The sequence below is a fragment of the Thioalkalivibrio sp. K90mix genome, from assembly GCF_000025545.1.
Classification (GTDB): domain Bacteria; phylum Pseudomonadota; class Gammaproteobacteria; order Ectothiorhodospirales; family Ectothiorhodospiraceae; genus Thioalkalivibrio.
Genome location: NC_013889.1, coordinates 1,548,220 through 1,563,515, shown reverse-complemented (window position 1 = coordinate 1,563,515; position 15,296 = coordinate 1,548,220). Strand labels below are relative to the sequence as shown.

17 protein-coding genes and 1 riboswitch are annotated in these 15,296 nt (G+C 68.0%); of the genes, 12 read left to right on the top strand and 5 right to left on the bottom strand.

Annotated elements, in window-relative coordinates:
- Positions 1 to 3 precede the first annotated feature (3 nt).
- The 7 genes from kdsA to glpK all read left to right on the top strand — a co-directional run bounded on the left by kdsA (position 4) and on the right by glpK (position 5,960).
- Entirely contained in the window at positions 4 to 846 is an 843-nt protein-coding gene (gene kdsA / locus TK90_RS07390) for a 3-deoxy-8-phosphooctulonate synthase (protein ID WP_012982860.1), read from the top strand.
- 83 nt (positions 847 to 929) lie between these two features.
- Positions 930 to 2,207, top strand: a complete 1,278-nt coding sequence (gene eno, locus TK90_RS07385; protein WP_012982859.1) for a phosphopyruvate hydratase — start codon at positions 930 to 932, stop codon at positions 2,205 to 2,207.
- Positions 2,208 to 2,363: 156 nt separating this feature from the next.
- Positions 2,364 to 2,771, top strand: a complete 408-nt coding sequence (gene ftsB / locus TK90_RS07380; RefSeq protein WP_012982858.1) for a cell division protein FtsB — start codon at positions 2,364 to 2,366, stop codon at positions 2,769 to 2,771.
- Positions 2,764 to 3,513 carry a 2-C-methyl-D-erythritol 4-phosphate cytidylyltransferase gene (gene ispD / locus TK90_RS07375; protein WP_012982857.1) on the top strand — a complete coding sequence of 250 codons (750 nt, stop codon included), beginning with the start codon at positions 2,764 to 2,766 and terminating at the stop codon, positions 3,511 to 3,513. The genes ftsB and ispD overlap by 8 nt, the downstream gene beginning before the upstream one ends.
- On the top strand, positions 3,510 to 4,010 hold the full coding sequence (ispF, locus tag TK90_RS07370; RefSeq protein WP_012982856.1) for a 2-C-methyl-D-erythritol 2,4-cyclodiphosphate synthase: 501 nt from the start codon (positions 3,510 to 3,512) through the stop codon (positions 4,008 to 4,010). The genes ispD and ispF overlap by 4 nt, the downstream gene beginning before the upstream one ends.
- A complete protein-coding gene (locus tag TK90_RS07365; protein WP_012982855.1) occupies positions 4,007 to 4,393 on the top strand; it encodes a VOC family protein in 387 nt (128 codons plus the stop codon). Before ispF ends, TK90_RS07365 begins: the two co-directional genes overlap by 4 nt.
- Positions 4,394 to 4,442: 49 nt before the next feature.
- Positions 4,443 to 5,960: a glycerol kinase GlpK gene (glpK, locus tag TK90_RS07360; protein ID WP_012982854.1), complete on the top strand. Its 1,518-nt coding sequence runs from the start codon at positions 4,443 to 4,445 to the stop codon at positions 5,958 to 5,960.
- Between the two features lie 151 nt (positions 5,961 to 6,111).
- Here the strand turns inward: glpK and TK90_RS07355 are convergent, their stop codons facing one another.
- From TK90_RS07355 to TK90_RS07335, 5 genes are read right to left on the bottom strand one after another with little or no spacing between them, the layout of a single operon-like run.
- A complete protein-coding gene (locus TK90_RS07355) occupies positions 6,112 to 6,960 on the bottom strand; it encodes a pirin family protein (RefSeq protein WP_012982853.1) in 849 nt (282 codons plus the stop codon).
- Between the two features lie 59 nt (positions 6,961 to 7,019).
- A complete protein-coding gene (locus tag TK90_RS07350; protein WP_012982852.1) occupies positions 7,020 to 7,409 on the bottom strand; it encodes a hypothetical protein in 390 nt (129 codons plus the stop codon).
- A gap of 10 nt (positions 7,410 to 7,419) precedes the next feature.
- Positions 7,420 to 8,274 carry an ABC transporter ATP-binding protein gene (locus tag TK90_RS07345; protein ID WP_012982851.1) on the bottom strand — a complete coding sequence of 285 codons (855 nt, stop codon included), beginning with the start codon at positions 8,272 to 8,274 and terminating at the stop codon, positions 7,420 to 7,422.
- Positions 8,274 to 9,245, bottom strand: a complete 972-nt coding sequence (locus TK90_RS07340; protein ID WP_012982850.1) for an iron ABC transporter permease — start codon at positions 9,243 to 9,245, stop codon at positions 8,274 to 8,276. Before TK90_RS07340 ends, TK90_RS07345 begins: the two co-directional genes overlap by 1 nt.
- Positions 9,246 to 9,251: 6 nt before the next feature.
- Positions 9,252 to 10,154 (bottom strand): cobalamin-binding protein, encoded by a 903-nt coding sequence (locus TK90_RS07335; RefSeq protein ID WP_012982849.1) that lies wholly within the window; start codon positions 10,152 to 10,154, stop codon positions 9,252 to 9,254.
- A 145-nt stretch (positions 10,155 to 10,299) separates the two neighbouring features.
- Positions 10,300 to 10,495, top strand: a riboswitch (cobalamin riboswitch).
- Between the two features lie 95 nt (positions 10,496 to 10,590).
- On the opposite strand from TK90_RS07335, the gene bluB reads away from it, so the two are divergent.
- The 5 genes from bluB to cobU are packed head-to-tail and all read left to right on the top strand — an operon-like array spanning position 10,591 to position 15,226.
- On the top strand, positions 10,591 to 11,313 hold the full coding sequence (gene bluB / locus TK90_RS07330; RefSeq protein ID WP_012982848.1) for a 5,6-dimethylbenzimidazole synthase: 723 nt from the start codon (positions 10,591 to 10,593) through the stop codon (positions 11,311 to 11,313).
- A complete protein-coding gene (cbiB, locus tag TK90_RS07325) occupies positions 11,310 to 12,212 on the top strand; it encodes an adenosylcobinamide-phosphate synthase CbiB (RefSeq protein ID WP_012982847.1) in 903 nt (300 codons plus the stop codon). The genes bluB and cbiB overlap by 4 nt, the downstream gene beginning before the upstream one ends.
- 52 nt (positions 12,213 to 12,264) lie before the next feature.
- Positions 12,265 to 13,224, top strand: coding sequence for a threonine-phosphate decarboxylase CobD (gene cobD, locus TK90_RS07320; RefSeq protein ID WP_017926306.1), 960 nt, complete (start codon positions 12,265 to 12,267; stop codon positions 13,222 to 13,224).
- On the top strand, positions 13,221 to 14,708 hold the full coding sequence (locus TK90_RS07315) for a cobyric acid synthase (protein ID WP_012982845.1): 1,488 nt from the start codon (positions 13,221 to 13,223) through the stop codon (positions 14,706 to 14,708). The genes cobD and TK90_RS07315 overlap by 4 nt, the downstream gene beginning before the upstream one ends.
- On the top strand, positions 14,705 to 15,226 hold the full coding sequence (gene cobU, locus TK90_RS07310; RefSeq protein ID WP_012982844.1) for a bifunctional adenosylcobinamide kinase/adenosylcobinamide-phosphate guanylyltransferase: 522 nt from the start codon (positions 14,705 to 14,707) through the stop codon (positions 15,224 to 15,226). Before TK90_RS07315 ends, cobU begins: the two co-directional genes overlap by 4 nt.
- Positions 15,227 to 15,296 lie beyond the last annotated feature (70 nt).

Sequence of the window (15,296 nt, the reverse complement as noted above, 5' to 3'; positions counted from 1 at the left end):
TGCATGCAGCTTTGCGGTTTTGAAGTTGGCCTCGATCGGCCCTTTTTTCTGATTGCCGGTCCGTGCGTGATCGAATCCGAGGCGATGGCCCTGGAGACGGCGGGTGCGCTCACGGCGATCACCGATGAGTTGGGTATCCCGTTTATCTACAAGTCATCGTTCGACAAGGCCAACCGCTCGTCGACGAAGAGCTTTCGTGGCCCGGGCATGGAAGAGGGCCTGCGCATCCTGGAACAGGTGAAGCAGCAGCTGGGAGTCCCGGTGCTGACCGATGTCCACGAGGATACCCCGCTGGACGAGGTCGCGTCGGTGGTCGATGTGCTGCAAACGCCGGCGTTCCTGTGCCGGCAGACCAATTTCATCCAGAACGTCGCGCGCCAGGGGCGCCCGGTGAACATCAAGAAGGGCCAGTTCCTGGCGCCCTGGGATATGGGCAATGTCGTGGACAAGGCGCGCGAGGCCGGCAACGAGCAGATCATGGTCTGCGAACGCGGCGTCTCCTTCGGCTACAACACACTCATCTCGGACATGCGGGGTCTTGCCCAGATGCGCCAGACCGGTTGCCCGGTGGTGTTCGACGCCACCCATTCAGTCCAGCAGCCGGGCGGGCAGGGTGCGACGTCCGGTGGGCAGCGCGAATATGTCCCCGTACTGGCGCGGGCGGCCGTCGCCTCCGGGGTGTCGGGTCTGTTCATGGAGACCCACCCGGATCCGGAGCGCGCACTCTCGGATGGACCCAATGCCTGGCCCCTGCCACGCATGGCGGAGCTGCTGACCACGCTCAAGGCGCTGGATGCCGCCGCCAAGGCGCAGCCGTTTGCCGAGGCCGAGTACGGGCTGGGTTGATTCGCGCAGGTTTGCTTAAGAGTTTCGTTTAAGTTCCGCCTGCAAACTCGAGGCGGAAGAATATATTTTTTCAAGGAGAGAGCATGTCCCAGATTGCGGAGATTCACGCCCGCGAGATCATCGACTCGCGGGGCAACCCGACGGTCGAGGCCGACGTTGTCCTGGATTCCGGCGCGATGGGTCGCGCCGCCGTGCCCTCGGGGGCCTCGACAGGGGCCCGCGAGGCGCTGGAGCTGCGCGACGACGAGCCGCGCTATGGCGGCAAGGGTGTGCAGAAGGCCGTGGGCCATGTAAATGGCGAGATCCGCGATGCCTTGCGCGGCATGGAGCTGGACCAGACCGCGGTGGACCGCCGCATGCTCGAGCTGGACGGCACCGAGAACAAGTCGCGCCTGGGCGCCAATGCGCTGCTGGCGGTGTCGATGGCGGCCGCACATGCACAGGCGGCGGACCGCGAGCAGCCGCTGTTCGAGGCGATGGGCGGCGAGCAGGCGACTCTGCTACCCGTGCCGATGATGAACATCATCAACGGCGGTGCCCATGCCGACAACAGTGTCGACATGCAGGAGTTCATGATCCTGCCGGTGGGTGCGGATTCGGTGCGCGAGGCCGTGCGCTACGGCGCCGAGGTGTTCCATGCCCTGAAGAAGGTGCTGGGGCAGCGCAATCTGGCGACGGGCGTGGGGGACGAGGGCGGCTTCGCCCCGGACCTGCCGTCCAACTCGGCCGCAATCGAGGTGATCCTCGAGGCCATCCACAAGGCGGGCTTCAAGGCCGGGCAGGACATCTGGCTGGGCCTGGACTGCGCCAGCTCCGAGTTCTACCGCGACGGTCGTTATCACCTCGACTCCGAAGGCAAGGCCTTCTCTGCTGACGAGTTCTGCGACTACCTCGCCCACTGGGTCGACCAGTACCCGATCCTGACCATCGAGGACGGTATGGCCGAGGATGACTGGGACGGATGGAAGACCCTCACCGAGCGAATGAGTGATCGCGTGCAGCTGGTGGGCGACGACCTGTTCGTGACCAACACGCAGATCCTGCAGGAAGGGATCGACAAGGGTGTGGGCAACTCGATCCTGATCAAGCTGAACCAGATCGGCACCGTGACCGAGACCCTGGAGGCCATCGAGCTGGCGCGCCAGGCGAAGTACACGGCGGTGATCTCCCATCGCTCCGGCGAAACCGAGGACGTGACCATCGCCGATCTGGCCGTGGCCACCGGGGTGGGCCAGATCAAGACCGGGTCGCTCTCGCGCTCGGATCGCGTGGCCAAGTACAACCAGCTGATCCGGATCGAGGAGCATCTGGGGTCCCGGGCGCGTTATCCCGGCATGGATGCGTTCAACGTCCGCAGATAGGGCTGCAGTTGCCTCGTTTGCCACGGTCGGGATTCACAGCCTGCGGGGCGGTTCCTGTGCCCCACGACCAATGGGCCGTAGAATGCCGAGCATGGAAGCTCGACTCTCTCCCTTGTGGCTGGCTGTGGCGGTCGGTCGTGGTCGCGGGAATTGCTGATGCGCGGGTTGCTGATCGGTCTAGCCGTGGTGCTGCTGTTGTTGCAGTGGCCACTGTGGCTGGGAGAGGGCAGCTGGCGCGATGTGCGCGACCTGCGCGAGCAGGTCGAGGAGCAGCGTGCGGCCAACGCCGAGCTGGAACAGCGCAATCAGGCGCTGGAGGCCGAGGTACTGGACCTGCGTACGGGTACCGATGCGGTGGAAGAACGCGCACGGCGCGACCTGGGCATGATCCGCGAAGACGAGGTCTTTTTCTTTGTGGTCGGCGAGGACGACGACCGGCGGCCGGTGCCGGAGCCGCTGCCGGATCCGGCGCGGGACGTGTCCCCGGGTCCCGCCGAGATCCCGGACCGCGAGCGCGAGCCGGCCACCGATACGCTGCCACCCGAGGATCCGTTTGATGGCTGATCCCGACGTGAACAACCCCTCCGCGGAACCCGCCTACTGGGCCCTGATTCCGGCGGCCGGCGTGGGCAGGCGCATGGGCTCGGACCGACCCAAGCAGTTCCTCACGCTGGGCTCGCGCACCATCCTCTCGCATACCCTGTCGATCTTTCTGGAACACCCCCGCATCCGCGGTGTGGTCCTGGTGCTGGGGCCGGATGTGGACCCGGACGCGCTGGATCTTCCGACGGCGGGCGGGCGCCTGTTTCGGGTAGCCGGTGGTGACGAGCGGGCCGATTCGGTCCAGAACGGCCTCGATTTTCTCCAGGATCGGGCTTCTCCCGACGACTGGGTGCTGGTGCACGACGCGGCACGCCCCTGTCTGCCACGCGCCGACCTGGACTCTCTTCTGAACGCGTTGCGGGACGATCCGGTGGGCGGGCTGCTGGCCACGCCCAGCACGGATACGGTCAAGTGGAGTGACGAGGAAGGGCGCGTCGAGCGGACCCTGGAACGCGAACGCGTCTGGCGCGCGCTGACCCCGCAGATGTTCCGCCTGGGCATGCTGCGGGAGGCCAATCGGGCCGCGCGCGAGGCCGGCCATCCGGTGACCGACGAGGCCAGCGCGATCGAATGGCATGGCGCCCGTCCGCGGCTGATCGAGGGCTCGATGATGAACATCAAGATCACCCGCGCCGAGGATCTGGAGCTGGCCCAGCTGTACCTGATGCAGCAGAGACGTCTGGACGGGGGTTTCCGGCCATGAGCGGCATGCGCGTGGGGCAGGGTTTCGATGTACATGCCTTCGGGCCTGGCGATCATCTGGTCCTGGGCGGCGTGCGTATCCCGTTCGATCACGGCTTTGTCGCGCATTCCGATGGCGACGTCCTGCTGCACGCGGTTTGCGATGCCCTGTTCGGGGCCGCGGGGCTGGGGGATATCGGTCGTCACTTTCCCGATACCGACGAGCGCTTTCGCGGGGCGAACAGCCGCGAGCTGCTGCGCGAGGCCCTGCGCCGGGTCCAGGAGGCCGGCTGGCGCCCAGTCAACATGGATGCGACGGTAATCGCACAGGCGCCGAAAATGGCCCCGCATGTCGCAAAGATGGAGGAGAACATTGGCGCGGACTTGGGGCTTGCGGCCGGTTGCGTGAACGTCAAGGCGACGACCACCGAGCGCCTGGGCTTTACCGGGCGCGGCGAGGGCGTTGCGGCACAGGCGGTGGTGCTGCTGGAGCCTTCTTCGGGGCTGATGCACGTATGACGGCGGCTCAGACGCACAGCGTACTGGGTCTGGATCACGTCAGTGTCGTGATCGCCGATCTGGAAGTGTCCGCGCGGTTCTACGGCGAGATTCTGGGCTTGCGACGGGTGGAGCGCCCGGATCTCGGCTTTCCGGGGCTCTGGTATGACCTGGGCGGCGGCCAGACGCTGCATCTGCTCTGCGTGCCCAATCCGGATGCCACCGAACGCGGTGTACGCGGTGGCCGAGACCGCCACCTGGCCCTGCGTGTGCACGGTCTGGAACCTTTGCTGCAACGCCTGGAGAACGCCGGGCATTCGGCCGAGCGCAGCCAGTCCGGGCGGCCTGCCGCGTTCGTCCGCGACCCGGACGGCAACACCGTCGAACTGATCGAGGCGGGCTGACCCCGCGCGGGTGCGCCGCGCCGAGTCCCCCGCTGCACGAGGAGGGAACATGGACGGCGAGTACATCCTGGCCCTGGATCAGGGCACGACCAGTTGCCGGGCGATCCTGTTCGATCGTGATGCGGCGATCATCGGTGTCGCCCAGCGCGAGTTCACTCAGCACTACCCGGAGCCCGGTTGGGTCGAGCACGACGCGATGGAGATCTGGGGCACCCAGATCGGGGCCGCACGCGAGGTGCTGGAGACCCGCGGCATCAAGCCGGCCCAGCTCGCCGCCATCGGCATCACCAACCAGCGTGAGACCACCGTGGTCTGGGACCGCGAGACGGGCAAGCCGATCCACCCGGCAATCGTCTGGCAGGACCGGCGCACCGCCAGTTTCTGCGATGAACTGAAGGCGCGCGGGCTGGAGGAGATGATCCGCAGCCGCACGGGTCTGGTGGTGGATGCCTACTTTTCCGGGACCAAACTGCGCTGGCTGCTCGACCACGTGGACGGTGCGCGCGAGCGCGCGGAGCGCGGCGAGCTGCTGTTCGGCACCATGGACACCTGGCTGATCTGGAACCTCACCCGGGGTGAGCGGCATGTAACCGATGTCTCCAACGCCTCGCGCACGCAGCTGTTCAACATCCACGAACTGGACTGGGACGACACGCTGCTGGACGCGCTGGCAATCCCGCGGGCCATGCTCCCCGAAGTCCGTGCGTCCAGCGAGGTGCTGGGGCATACGGGGACGGAGATGTTCGGCGCCAGCGAGATCCCCATCGCCGGCGTGGCCGGCGACCAGCACGCCGCGCTCTTCGGGCAGACCTGTTTCGGGCGCGGGATGGCCAAGAACACCTATGGCACCGGCTGCTTTCTCCTGATGAACACCGGCACCAAGCCGGTCGCCTCGCACTCGGGGCTGCTCACGACCGTCGCCTGGAGCGTCGATGGCCAGGTCGAGTATGCGCTGGAGGGCTCCATCTTTATCGCCGGCGCCGCGATCCAGTGGCTGCGCGACGAGCTCAAGCTGATCGACTCGGCCGAGGACTCGGAGTACTACGCGAGCAAGGTGGAAGATTCCGACGGCGTTTATGTCGTCCCGGCATTCGCGGGGCTGGGGGCGCCGTACTGGGATATGTATGCCCGCGGGGCGATTTTCGGGCTGACGCGCGGTACGCGCAAGGAACACATCACCCGCGCCACGCTGGACTCGCTGGCCTACCAGACGAAGGACGTGATCGACGCGATGGAGCAGGACTCTGGCATCGCGCTGAAAGGGCTGCGCGTCGACGGCGGTGCGGTCGCCAACAACGTGATGATGCAGTTCCAGGCGGACATGCTCGGGGTCAATGTCGAGCGCCCGGTGGTTACGGAGTCCACCGCGCTGGGGGCCGCTTATCTGGCGGGACTGGCCGTGGGTTTCTGGACGCGCGACGAACTGGAGCAAAAGAGCCAGCTGGACCGCGTATTCGAACCGCAGATGGATGCGGCCACCCGCGATCGCTATTACCGAGGCTGGAAAAAGGCCGTAAAGCGCACGATGGGCTGGGCGCGCGAGGACGACAACGAGGCGAGCGACTAGGGAAACACTGATGAACGGGTGGTCCGGGGAGCTGGCCGGCGTGGGCAGGGGCTTCGCCGCCAAGGCGGCTCCTACAGGGGGCGATGGCTTCGACAGGCAGCGCTCACTCGATCACTGTGGGAGCGGGCCTGCCCGCGAAGCCCCGGCCGGATCAGTCGATACTGGCCGGCTCGGCCGCGAGCTGGCCGGACTGGTAGTCGCTGATCGCCTGCTCGATCTCGTCGGGAGTGTTCATCACGAACGGGCCGTAGTGGGCGATCGGTTCGGCCAGCGGGCGGCCCTTGAACAGCAGCACCCGCGCATCCTGCTGGGCGATCAGGTGGATCTGCGTCTGTCCGCTCCAGGTGCCTAGCTGGCCCGTCTTCAGCCCGGTGAGCTCGCCGTCATAGACATAGGCGAGCACCCGGTCATCCAGCTGGACGGCCAGCGACAGGCGGTAGCCGGCCGGAAGGCTCAGATCCGCCATCGCCGCGCCTTCGCCGATCTGCTCCAGTGGGCCTTCGGTATCCCCGGCGCTGGTCTGCCAGGACCCGGCAATCGCCTTGAAGTGCAGCGGGCCGTCGTCTTCCGGCAGGTGGCGCATCGCGTCGGCGCGCACGTCGCGGTAGCGCGGCGGGTCCATCTTGCGCCGTGCCGGCAGGTTCACCCAGAGCTGGAAGCCGTGCAGCCCGTCTGAGTCCAGCAGGGGCATCTCGGAGTGGATGACCCCGCGCCCCGCACTCATCCACTGGGCCTCGCCGGCCTCCACGCGACCCTGATTGCCCATTGAATCCTCGTGGGTCAGGCCGCCATGGACGAGGTAGGTCAGCGTCTCGAAGCCGCGATGCGGGTGGGACGGGAATCCGCCGACGTAGTCCTCCTTCGCACTGGCCTTCAGCTCGTCGAGCATCAGGAAGGGGTCCAGGCCGCCGCCAAAGTCATGGATGCGGCGAATCTTCACACCCGCGCCGTCCTGGGTCGGGTGGGCTGTGCGTACGCTGTCCGGCGGTGTGGGGGTCATGACATCTCCTTGGGCAACCCTGCAACCATACCGACCATGAAAGCAAAAGAAAATTGCATTCAGGGCCCGTCATGGGGCGGCTGCAGCGATGTCAGCTCCAGCCAGCTATCGGCAAAGAATTCTAGGCTCTCGACGAAATCCGGGTCGTGTTCCTGGCGGTTGATGGTCAGGTGCAGCATGACCGCCTCCGGGGTCGGCGGATGCCCGGTCGTCAGGGTCCAGGCGAGTGCGTTCGGGCAGCCCGGCAGGCTGAAGCGTACCCCGCCATTGATGCACTCGCGCCGGACACGAAACTCGCCCCACAGGCAGTAGACGACCCCGGCATCCGGCCCGGCCTCTTCAACAAGCGTGTCGATGGCGGGGCAAAGCCGGGGAAGGGCCGGCACGGTCAGCTTGGCCTGCAGGGAATCGGTGCTAGCCCGCAGGGGCAGGGTGCGGAAGAACTCCATGAGGGTCGCCTTACGGGATTGTGGGCAGGAATACCGGCTGGCCGTCGATCTCGCCTACGCTCAGGGGCTGGTTGTACAGCCGTTCCAGCGCGGACGGTACCAGCATCGTTCGTGTGGGGCCCCAGCAGGCCTTGCCGTCGGGGAACATCAGCAGCAGGTGATCGCAGTAGCGTACCGCCAGGTTCACGTCGTGCAGCACCAGGATCGCGGCGCGGTCGCCCCGGGCGATGCCGCGGATGTGGTCCAGCACCGCGACCTGGTGGTGCAGATCCAGCTGGCTGGTGGGCTCGTCCAGCAGCAGGAGCCGCGGGTTCTGGGTGAGCACGGTGGCGATGGCCAGGCGCTGGCGCTCGCCGCCGGACAGGGTGTCCACCAGGCGGTGTTCCAGCGCGGCCAGGTCCATCCGGGCCAGTGCGGCGCGGGCCTGGGCGTAGTCCTCGGCGGTCTCGATGTCCCAGGGTCGCAGGTAAGGGTGGCGGCCGATCAAGGCGGTCTCCAGTACCGTTGCGGGGAACCCGTCGTGGTGCTTCTGGAACACCAGACCCAGTTCGCGCGCCAGGCGGGCACGGGAGTAGTCGGGGAGCGGGCGGCCTTGCACATGGATCTCTCCGGTGCGGGCGTCGCGCAGCCCGGCCAGGGTATGCAGCAGGGTGCTCTTGCCCGCGCCATTCGGGCCGAGGATGCCCCAGCACTGTCCCGGGTTGATGGTCAGGTCCAGGGGCGTGCCGCTGGCGCGTTCCGGGATGTCGATGACCAGATCGTGGGTCGCCAGCAGGGTGTCCGGTCCGGGCGCCTCGTGCACGCTCTCTGCACCGGGCGCATGGGGATCGCCGTGGCGTTGGGGATGGGCAGTGTGCGGAGGCATCAGCGGCTCCGGTACAGCAGGAACAGGAACACGGGAACCCCCAGCATCGCGGTGATTACGCCGACGGGCAACTGCTCCGGGGCGATCATCGTGCGGGCGAGGGTGTCGGCCAGCGTCAGCAGAATGCCGCCGCCCAGCGCCGAGGCCGGCAGGATCACACGCTGGTCGTTGCCGAAGACCAGTCGGAGCATGTGCGGCACGATCAGCCCGACAAAGCCCACCGCGCCGACCTGCATGACCGCCGTGGCTGTGATCAGTGCCGCAGCGACGTAAATCGTCCACTCCACCGGACGCACGGCCACGCCCAGCGCGGCCGCCTGCATCGGGCCGCGCGCCAGGACGTTCAGGGTCCGTCCCAGGGGCAGTGCCAGCAGCACCACCAGTACCAGCACGCCCCAGGCGGGGTACGGGTTGCGGGCGTGAGAGACATCGCCCATCAGCCAGTACAGCATTCCGGGCAGCTCCGCGGTCGGGCTTACGGCTAAGAGGAAGCTGATGACGGCGCCCCAGCCGGCCGCTACGACCACTCCGGTCAGCAGCAACCGGGTCGGGGTCCAGCTGCCGGTGCCGTGCGCGAGGCCGAAGACGATCACCGTCGACAGCAGCGCACCCGCGAATGCGGCGACCGAGACCGAGAACATCGACAGGCCCGCGAGCATGGCCAGCAGGGCGCCCACGGAAGCCCCGCCGGAGAGACCCAGCACATAGGGGTCGGCCAGCGGGTTGCGCAGCAACACCTGCATCAGAGCGCCGGCGACGCCCAGCAGCCCGCCGGCGGCGAACGCGGCCAGGGCGCGCGGAAGGCGCAGTTCCAGCACCAGCGTGCTGTGCAGGCGGCTGCCTTCGCCCTGAAGCACCGCGAGCAGGTCGCCGAGGGGGATGGCGACACTGCCGTAGGCCAGGGCGACCAGGATCGCGAGCAGTGACGCCGGGAGCAGGACCCCCGTGGCGAGGAGGAAGGAGCGGGTCACGGAGGATCAGTCCGTCCGGCGCTGGCGGGCGCGTTCGAGTTCCTCGCACATGAGCCGGGTTCCTTCGGCAATCCGCGGAGTGTGACGCTGGAGGAGCGACGGCGGGATGAAGAACAGGTTGTCGCGCTGCACCGCGGTCATGTCCTCCCATTGTTCCCAGGCAATCACCCAGTCCGGCCGGTCCTCGCCCATGCCGCCGCCAATGATCACCTCCGGGTCGGCGTCGATCACGGCCTCGCGATCCATGCGCGGTACCAGGCGGTCCAGGTGGCCGAACACGTTGTCGCCCCCGCACAGGCGGATGGCCTCGCTGATCAGGTGTTCGTCGTTGACCGTCATCAGGGGCTGCTCCCAGACCTGGTAGAACAGCGGGACCGGGTCGCGGTCGGCATAGTCGAGCCGTAGCGTCTCGATCTCGTCGAGAAAGGCCTGCACCGCCTCTTCGCCGTGTTCCTCGGTACCCGCGAGCTGGGCCATGCGACGCATGCTGGAGGCCACCCCTTCGAAACTGCGCGGTTCCGAGACATAGACATTCAGTCCCAGATCGCGCAGGCGCTCGATCTGCGAGCTGGAATTGCCACTGCGCCAGGCGACCACCAGGTCCGGGTCCATTTCGACCACGCGTTCCAGATCGATGCGGCTGTAGCCGCCGACTCGCGGGATCATCTCCGCCTCCGGTGGAAAATCGCTGTGCTGGGTGACGCCCACCAGCTTGTCTCCGGCACCGACGGCGAAGAGGACTTCGGTGATGTGCGGGGCCAGGCTGACGATGCGTTCGGCGGGCCGGTCGAGCGTGACCTCGCGATCGTCGTCGTCGGTCACCGTGACCGGCTCGGCCAGTGCCGGTGCCGCGCACAGGAGTATCGTGACAAGGAGCGTCAACTGGCGTTTTATGGCGATTAAAATCATTAAAAATCCGATGGTTGTGTATTGTTTGTAATGTAGAAAATACCGTATTTCGGGGCGCCGAACGGGTAGCGAAAGCGCTTCATCATAGCAGCAAGGGCCAGATGGTTTGGTGCCCAAATTGGTCGCGGGTGGCCCGAGCGCGTATCATGTCTCGCTTTCGCCAGGTGCCTGCAGTGCGCAGGTGAAACGGGAAGCCGGTGCAAGTCCGGCGCTGCCCCCGCAACGGTAAGCGAGCGGCGAAGCAGACTGGCCACTGGGTCCTGCACCTGGGAAGGCGTCTGCCGATCGGCATCGTCCGACGCTCGCAAGCCCGGAGACCGGCCTGGCGGTGATTCATCCTGCGACCGTGCGGCGGGCAACGGTCGAGGGCGCAGGCGTGCTGGCTTGATGCCTGTTCCTTCGTGTCTTCGCCGTGCCGTCGCCTCGACGGAACCTCATGACGGCCCCAACTCCCAACCAGTCAGAAGAGAATCCGAACGCGTTCGCCTCGGCGGAGCGTGCCGCGGTGTATCGCGTGATCGGCGAGCGCCGGGACATGCGCCATTTCCGCCCGGACCCGGTGGATGCCGATACGTTGCGGCGGCTACTGGAGGCCGCACATCAGGCGCCCAGTGTGGGCTACATGCAGCCCTGGCGCTTTCTGCGGGTGACGGACCTGCGGCTGCGCGACGCGCTGCATGGCCATGTGGCGGCCGAACAGTCGCGCACGGCCGAGGCCTGTGGCGAGCGAGCCGCGGAGGTGCACCGGCTGAAGCTCGAGGGTATCCGCGATGCCGGCGAGCTGCTCGTGGTGGCCCTGACCGACGGGCGCGAGCGCTACGTGCTGGGTCGGCGCACGATGCCGGAGATGGATCTGTGCTCCGCAGCCTGTGCGATCCAGAACCTGTGGCTGGCGGCGCGGGCCGAAGGCCTGGGCATGGGCTGGGTATCCCTGTTCGACCCGGACTGGCTGGCGCGCGAACTGGGTATGCCGGAAGGGGCCTGGCCGATCGCGATCCTCTGCCTGGGCCATGTGGATGCGTTCTACGAGCGGCCCATGCTGGAAACCGAGGGCTGGGATCAGCGGCGGCCGCTGGACGAGCTGGTGTTCGAGAATCGCTGGGAACAACAACGGGACTCGAGTGCGGATGCGCCGCGCGCGGCTCGACGCCGCGCATGACCACCTTCGCACTGCTGGTCGCCGCTCTGGTACTGGATCGGCTGCTGGGGGACCCGCGGCGAGGCCATCCGCTGGCAGGATTCGGGATGCTGGCGGCCGGGGCGGAGCGGCTCGGCCACGCGGATTCGGTCTGGCGCGGCGGCTTCTGGGTGCTGGTGCTGGTCGTGCCCTTCGGGCTGGCGGCCTGGTGGCTGAGCCGCCTCCCGGGCGGCTGGCTGGTGGAGCTGGCCGTGCTGTGGCTGGCGCTCGGCGGGCGCGGGCTGGAGGAGCACGCCCGTCGCGTGATTGATGCCCTGCAGGCCGGGGACCTTCCTGGCGCCCGACAGGCAGTGGGCATGCTGGTCAGCCGCGATACTTCGGAGCTGGACGCGTCCGGTGTTCGTGCGGCCACGGCGGAGTCGGTGCTGGAGAACGGCAACGACGCGGTGTTCGCGACGGTATTCTGGTTCCTGGTCGCGGGTGCGGCGGGTGTCGTGGTCTACCGTCTGGTGAACACGCTGGATGCGATGTGGGGCTACCGCACGCCGCGCCATGCACGCTTCGGGCGGGTCGCGGCGCGGCTGGACGATATCCTCAACTGGGTCCCGGCACGCCTGACCAGCCTGGCCTATGCGCTGGCCGGACAGACGCGGACGGCGCTGCGCTGCTGGCGCGACCAGGGCAGACGCTGGAAGAGCCCGAACGCGGGACCGGTGATGGCCGCCGGGGCAGGGGCGCTGGGGGTGACGCTGGGCGGTCCGGCGCACTATGCCGGGGGTACCGAGGATCGGCCGGTCCTCGGTGCCGGCGCCGCCCCGGGCCCGGGTGCCATCGATGCCGCACTGCGGTTGGTCGATCACGCGCTGGCGATCTGGCTGGTGGCCATCGCCACAGGAGTACTGATTCTTGTATTCGTCTAACGCCACAACCGAATCCGCGAGCGGGCCGCTGAAGCAGGTCCACGGGGGCGGTGTGCGTGCGGCGGCGGCGCATTACGGGATCCCCGAGGCGCAGTGGCTGGACCTGTCCACGGGGATCAACCCGCAGGGTTATCCCGTCGGACCGGTGCCCGCCGAGGCCTGGCAGCGCCTCCCGGAGGACGAGGACGGGCTGGAGGCCGCCGCCCGGGCGTACTACGGCGCTGCATCGTTACTGCCGGTCGCCGGTTCCCAGGCGGCGATTCAGGCGCTGCCCCGGCTGCGAGCGGGGCCTGCCCGTGTCGGGGTACTGGAGCCGAGCTACAACGAGCACGCCCGTGCCTGGCGGGCGGCTGGACACGAAGTGGTCGCGGTGAGGGAGGGCGAACTCGCCGGGGCCGCGTCCACGCTGGACGTACTGGTGCTGGTCAATCCAAACAACCCCACCGCCGCGTATTTTGCTCCCGAGACGCTGCTCGACTGGCACCGTAGGCTCGCCGAGCGGGGTGGCTGGCTGGTGGTCGACGAGGCTTTTATGGACACCACGCCCCAGCAGAGTCTGGCTGGACATACGCCGCGCGAGGGCCTGTTCGCGTTGCGTTCGCTGGGCAAGTTCTTCGGCCTGGCCGGTGCGCGGGTCGGCTTCGTTCTGGCCCCGGACGGCTGGCTGCGGCGCATCGCCGAGTTGCTGGGACCGTGGAGCGTGCCCGGTCCCGCGCGGTGGGTGGCGCAGCAGGCGCTGGAAGACCGGGCGTGGCAGGCACAGACGCGCGGGCAACTGCAGGAGGCAGGGCGCCGGCTCGAGACGCTGCTGCGGGATGCCGGCTTGCCGCCGGCGGGCGGGACGCCGCTGTTCCAGTGGTGCCGGACCGACCATGCGCAGGCGATTCAGGATGCGCTGGCGCGTCAGGGCATCCTCGTGCGTCGTTTCGACCGTCCGGCCAGCCTGCGTTTTGGCCTGCCGGGGCGTGAGGCCGATTGGCAGCGGCTGGAAACGGAGCTGCAGCAGGCATGAACGGTACAACGCTCATGGTGCAGGGGACCACCTCGGATGCCGGCAAGAGCGTGCTGGTGGCCGGGCTGGCGCGGGTGCTGCATCGCCGCGGGCTGTCGGTGGTGCCGTTCAAGCCGCAGAACATGGCGCTGAACAGCGCGGTCACCCTGGACGGCGGCGAGATCGGGCGCGCCCAGGCCCTGCAGGCCGCCGCCTGCGGCCTGGAGCCGCACACCGACATGAATCCGGTGCTGCTCAAGCCCACCTCCGATGAGGGGGCGCAGGTGATCATCCACGGCCGCCCGGCGGCCGAGCTGGATGCCCGCGCCTACCACGACTACAAGCCGGTTGCCCGCGAGGCCGTGCTGGCCTCGCATCGGCGACTGACCGCGCAGTATGCGCATGTGCTGGTGGAAGGCGCGGGCTCGCCGGCGGAGATCAACCTGCGCGCAGGCGATATCGCCAACATGGGGTTTGCCGAGGCGGTGGACTGTCCGGTGATTCTGGTCGCGGATATTGACCGCGGCGGCGTGTTCGCGCATCTGGTAGGCACGCTCGCGCTGTTGAGCGAGACGGAGCGCGCGCGGGTGCAGGGTTTCGTGATCAACCGCTTTCGCGGCGATATCAGCCTGCTGCAGCCGGGGCTGGACTGGCTGGAGCAGGAGACCGGCAAGCCGGTGCTTGGGGTGATCCCGTACCTGCACGGGTTGTACCTGGATGCCGAGGACGCCCTGCCGCGCGAGGCGGTCCCGCAGAAGGTGGCGGATGCCCTGAAGGTCGTCGTGCCGGCCCTGCCGCGTATCTCCAACCATACCGATTTCGACCCGCTGCGCCTGCACCCGGCTGTGGACCTTCGCTTCGCCGGCCCGGGCGAGTCGCTGCAGCCGGCGGATCTGATCATCCTTCCCGGGTCCAAGGCCGTGCGTGATGACCTCGCCTGGTTGCGCGAACAGGGCTGGGAGGCCGAGCTGCGCCGCCATGTGCGTTATGGCGGCAAGGTGCTCGGGATCTGTGGCGGCTTCCAGATGCTGGGTCGGGTCGTACACGATCCTGACGGCGTCGAGGGGCGGCCTGGTTCCACGCCGGGGTTGGGCTGGCTGGACATCGAGACGCGCCTCGCGCCCGAAAAGCGCCTGGAGCGTGTTGCCGGGGGGCGTGTGCTGGGCCAGGAAGCCCACGTGGAGGGCTACGAAATCCATGCCGGTGTGACGACCGGACCCGGACTGGATCGCGCCCTACTGGAGCTGCAGCATGGCCCGGACGGCGCGCGCAGCGAGGACGATGCGGTGGCGGGGACCTATATCCATGGGGTATTCGATACCTCCGCTGCCGCCGAGGCTTTGCTGCACTGGGCCGGCATGCGCACGGGGACGGAGCATGGGGAAGACCTGGCGACCGCCCGCGAGCGTGGCCTGGAACGCCTGGCCGATACCCTGGAGGCGCACCTGGACCTGGGGCGCATCCTCGCGCTGCTGCGGGCAGGAAACTCGGAGGCTGTGACATGAAGACGCTGGTGCTCGGCGGCGTGCGTTCCGGCAAGAGTCGGCTGGCGGAGCAGCTGGCCGATGCCAGCGGCTTGCACGTGACCTATGTCGCTACCGCGCGTGCCGACGACGCCGAGATGGTGCGCCGCATTGAGCGCCACCGCGCCGACCGTCCCGGGGAGTGGGGCCTGATCGAGGCGGATACCGGCCTGGCCACCGCGCTGGAAGAGGCCGCTAGACCAGATGAATGCCTGCTGGTCGACTGTCTGACGCTGTGGCTGACCCAGCTCCTGTGCACCGAGGACGAGCCCCTGATCGAGCGCGAGCGGGAGGCCCTGATCGCGACCGTGCCGCGCCTGCCGGGCACGCTCGTGTTCGTGTCCAACGAGACGGGTATGGGGATTACCCCGATGGATGCCTTGTCCCGCCGGTTCGCCGACGAGGCCGGCTGGCTGCACCAGCGCCTGGCCCCGGCCATGGACCGAGTCGTGCTGACCGTCGCCGGCCTCCCGCATGTGCTCAAGGGTGACCTTCTGTGATCCAGGGCGTGCTCTGCTGCGGCCACGATGACGGGCTTGCCCGCGAATCCTGACCGAATAAGGAGAACAA

What these genes read in the sequence shown, in the direction of transcription:
- cbiB (WP_012982847.1), top strand. Translation starts at nt 11,310, where the DNA reads ATGACCACCTTCGCACTGCTGGTCGCCGCTCTGGTACTGGATCGGCTG.
- TK90_RS07315 (WP_012982845.1), top strand. Translation starts at nt 13,221, where the DNA reads ATGAACGGTACAACGCTCATGGTGCAGGGGACCACCTCGGATGCCGGC.
- ispD (WP_012982857.1), top strand. Translation starts at nt 2,764, where the DNA reads ATGGCTGATCCCGACGTGAACAACCCCTCCGCGGAACCCGCCTACTGG.
- TK90_RS07345 (WP_012982851.1), bottom strand. Translation starts at nt 8,274, where the DNA reads ATGCCTCCGCACACTGCCCATCCCCAACGCCACGGCGATCCCCATGCG.
- glpK (WP_012982854.1), top strand. Translation starts at nt 4,443, where the DNA reads ATGGACGGCGAGTACATCCTGGCCCTGGATCAGGGCACGACCAGTTGC.
- cobU (WP_012982844.1), top strand. Translation starts at nt 14,705, where the DNA reads ATGAAGACGCTGGTGCTCGGCGGCGTGCGTTCCGGCAAGAGTCGGCTG.
- TK90_RS07365 (WP_012982855.1), top strand. Translation starts at nt 4,007, where the DNA reads ATGACGGCGGCTCAGACGCACAGCGTACTGGGTCTGGATCACGTCAGT.
- bluB (WP_012982848.1), top strand. Translation starts at nt 10,591, where the DNA reads ATGACGGCCCCAACTCCCAACCAGTCAGAAGAGAATCCGAACGCGTTC.
- TK90_RS07355 (WP_012982853.1), bottom strand. Translation starts at nt 6,960, where the DNA reads ATGACCCCCACACCGCCGGACAGCGTACGCACAGCCCACCCGACCCAG.
- eno (WP_012982859.1), top strand. Translation starts at nt 930, where the DNA reads ATGTCCCAGATTGCGGAGATTCACGCCCGCGAGATCATCGACTCGCGG.
- TK90_RS07350 (WP_012982852.1), bottom strand. Translation starts at nt 7,409, where the DNA reads ATGGAGTTCTTCCGCACCCTGCCCCTGCGGGCTAGCACCGATTCCCTG.
- TK90_RS07335 (WP_012982849.1), bottom strand. Translation starts at nt 10,154, where the DNA reads ATGATTTTAATCGCCATAAAACGCCAGTTGACGCTCCTTGTCACGATA.
- kdsA (WP_012982860.1), top strand. Translation starts at nt 4, where the DNA reads ATGCAGCTTTGCGGTTTTGAAGTTGGCCTCGATCGGCCCTTTTTTCTG.
- ispF (WP_012982856.1), top strand. Translation starts at nt 3,510, where the DNA reads ATGAGCGGCATGCGCGTGGGGCAGGGTTTCGATGTACATGCCTTCGGG.
- ftsB (WP_012982858.1), top strand. Translation starts at nt 2,364, where the DNA reads ATGCGCGGGTTGCTGATCGGTCTAGCCGTGGTGCTGCTGTTGTTGCAG.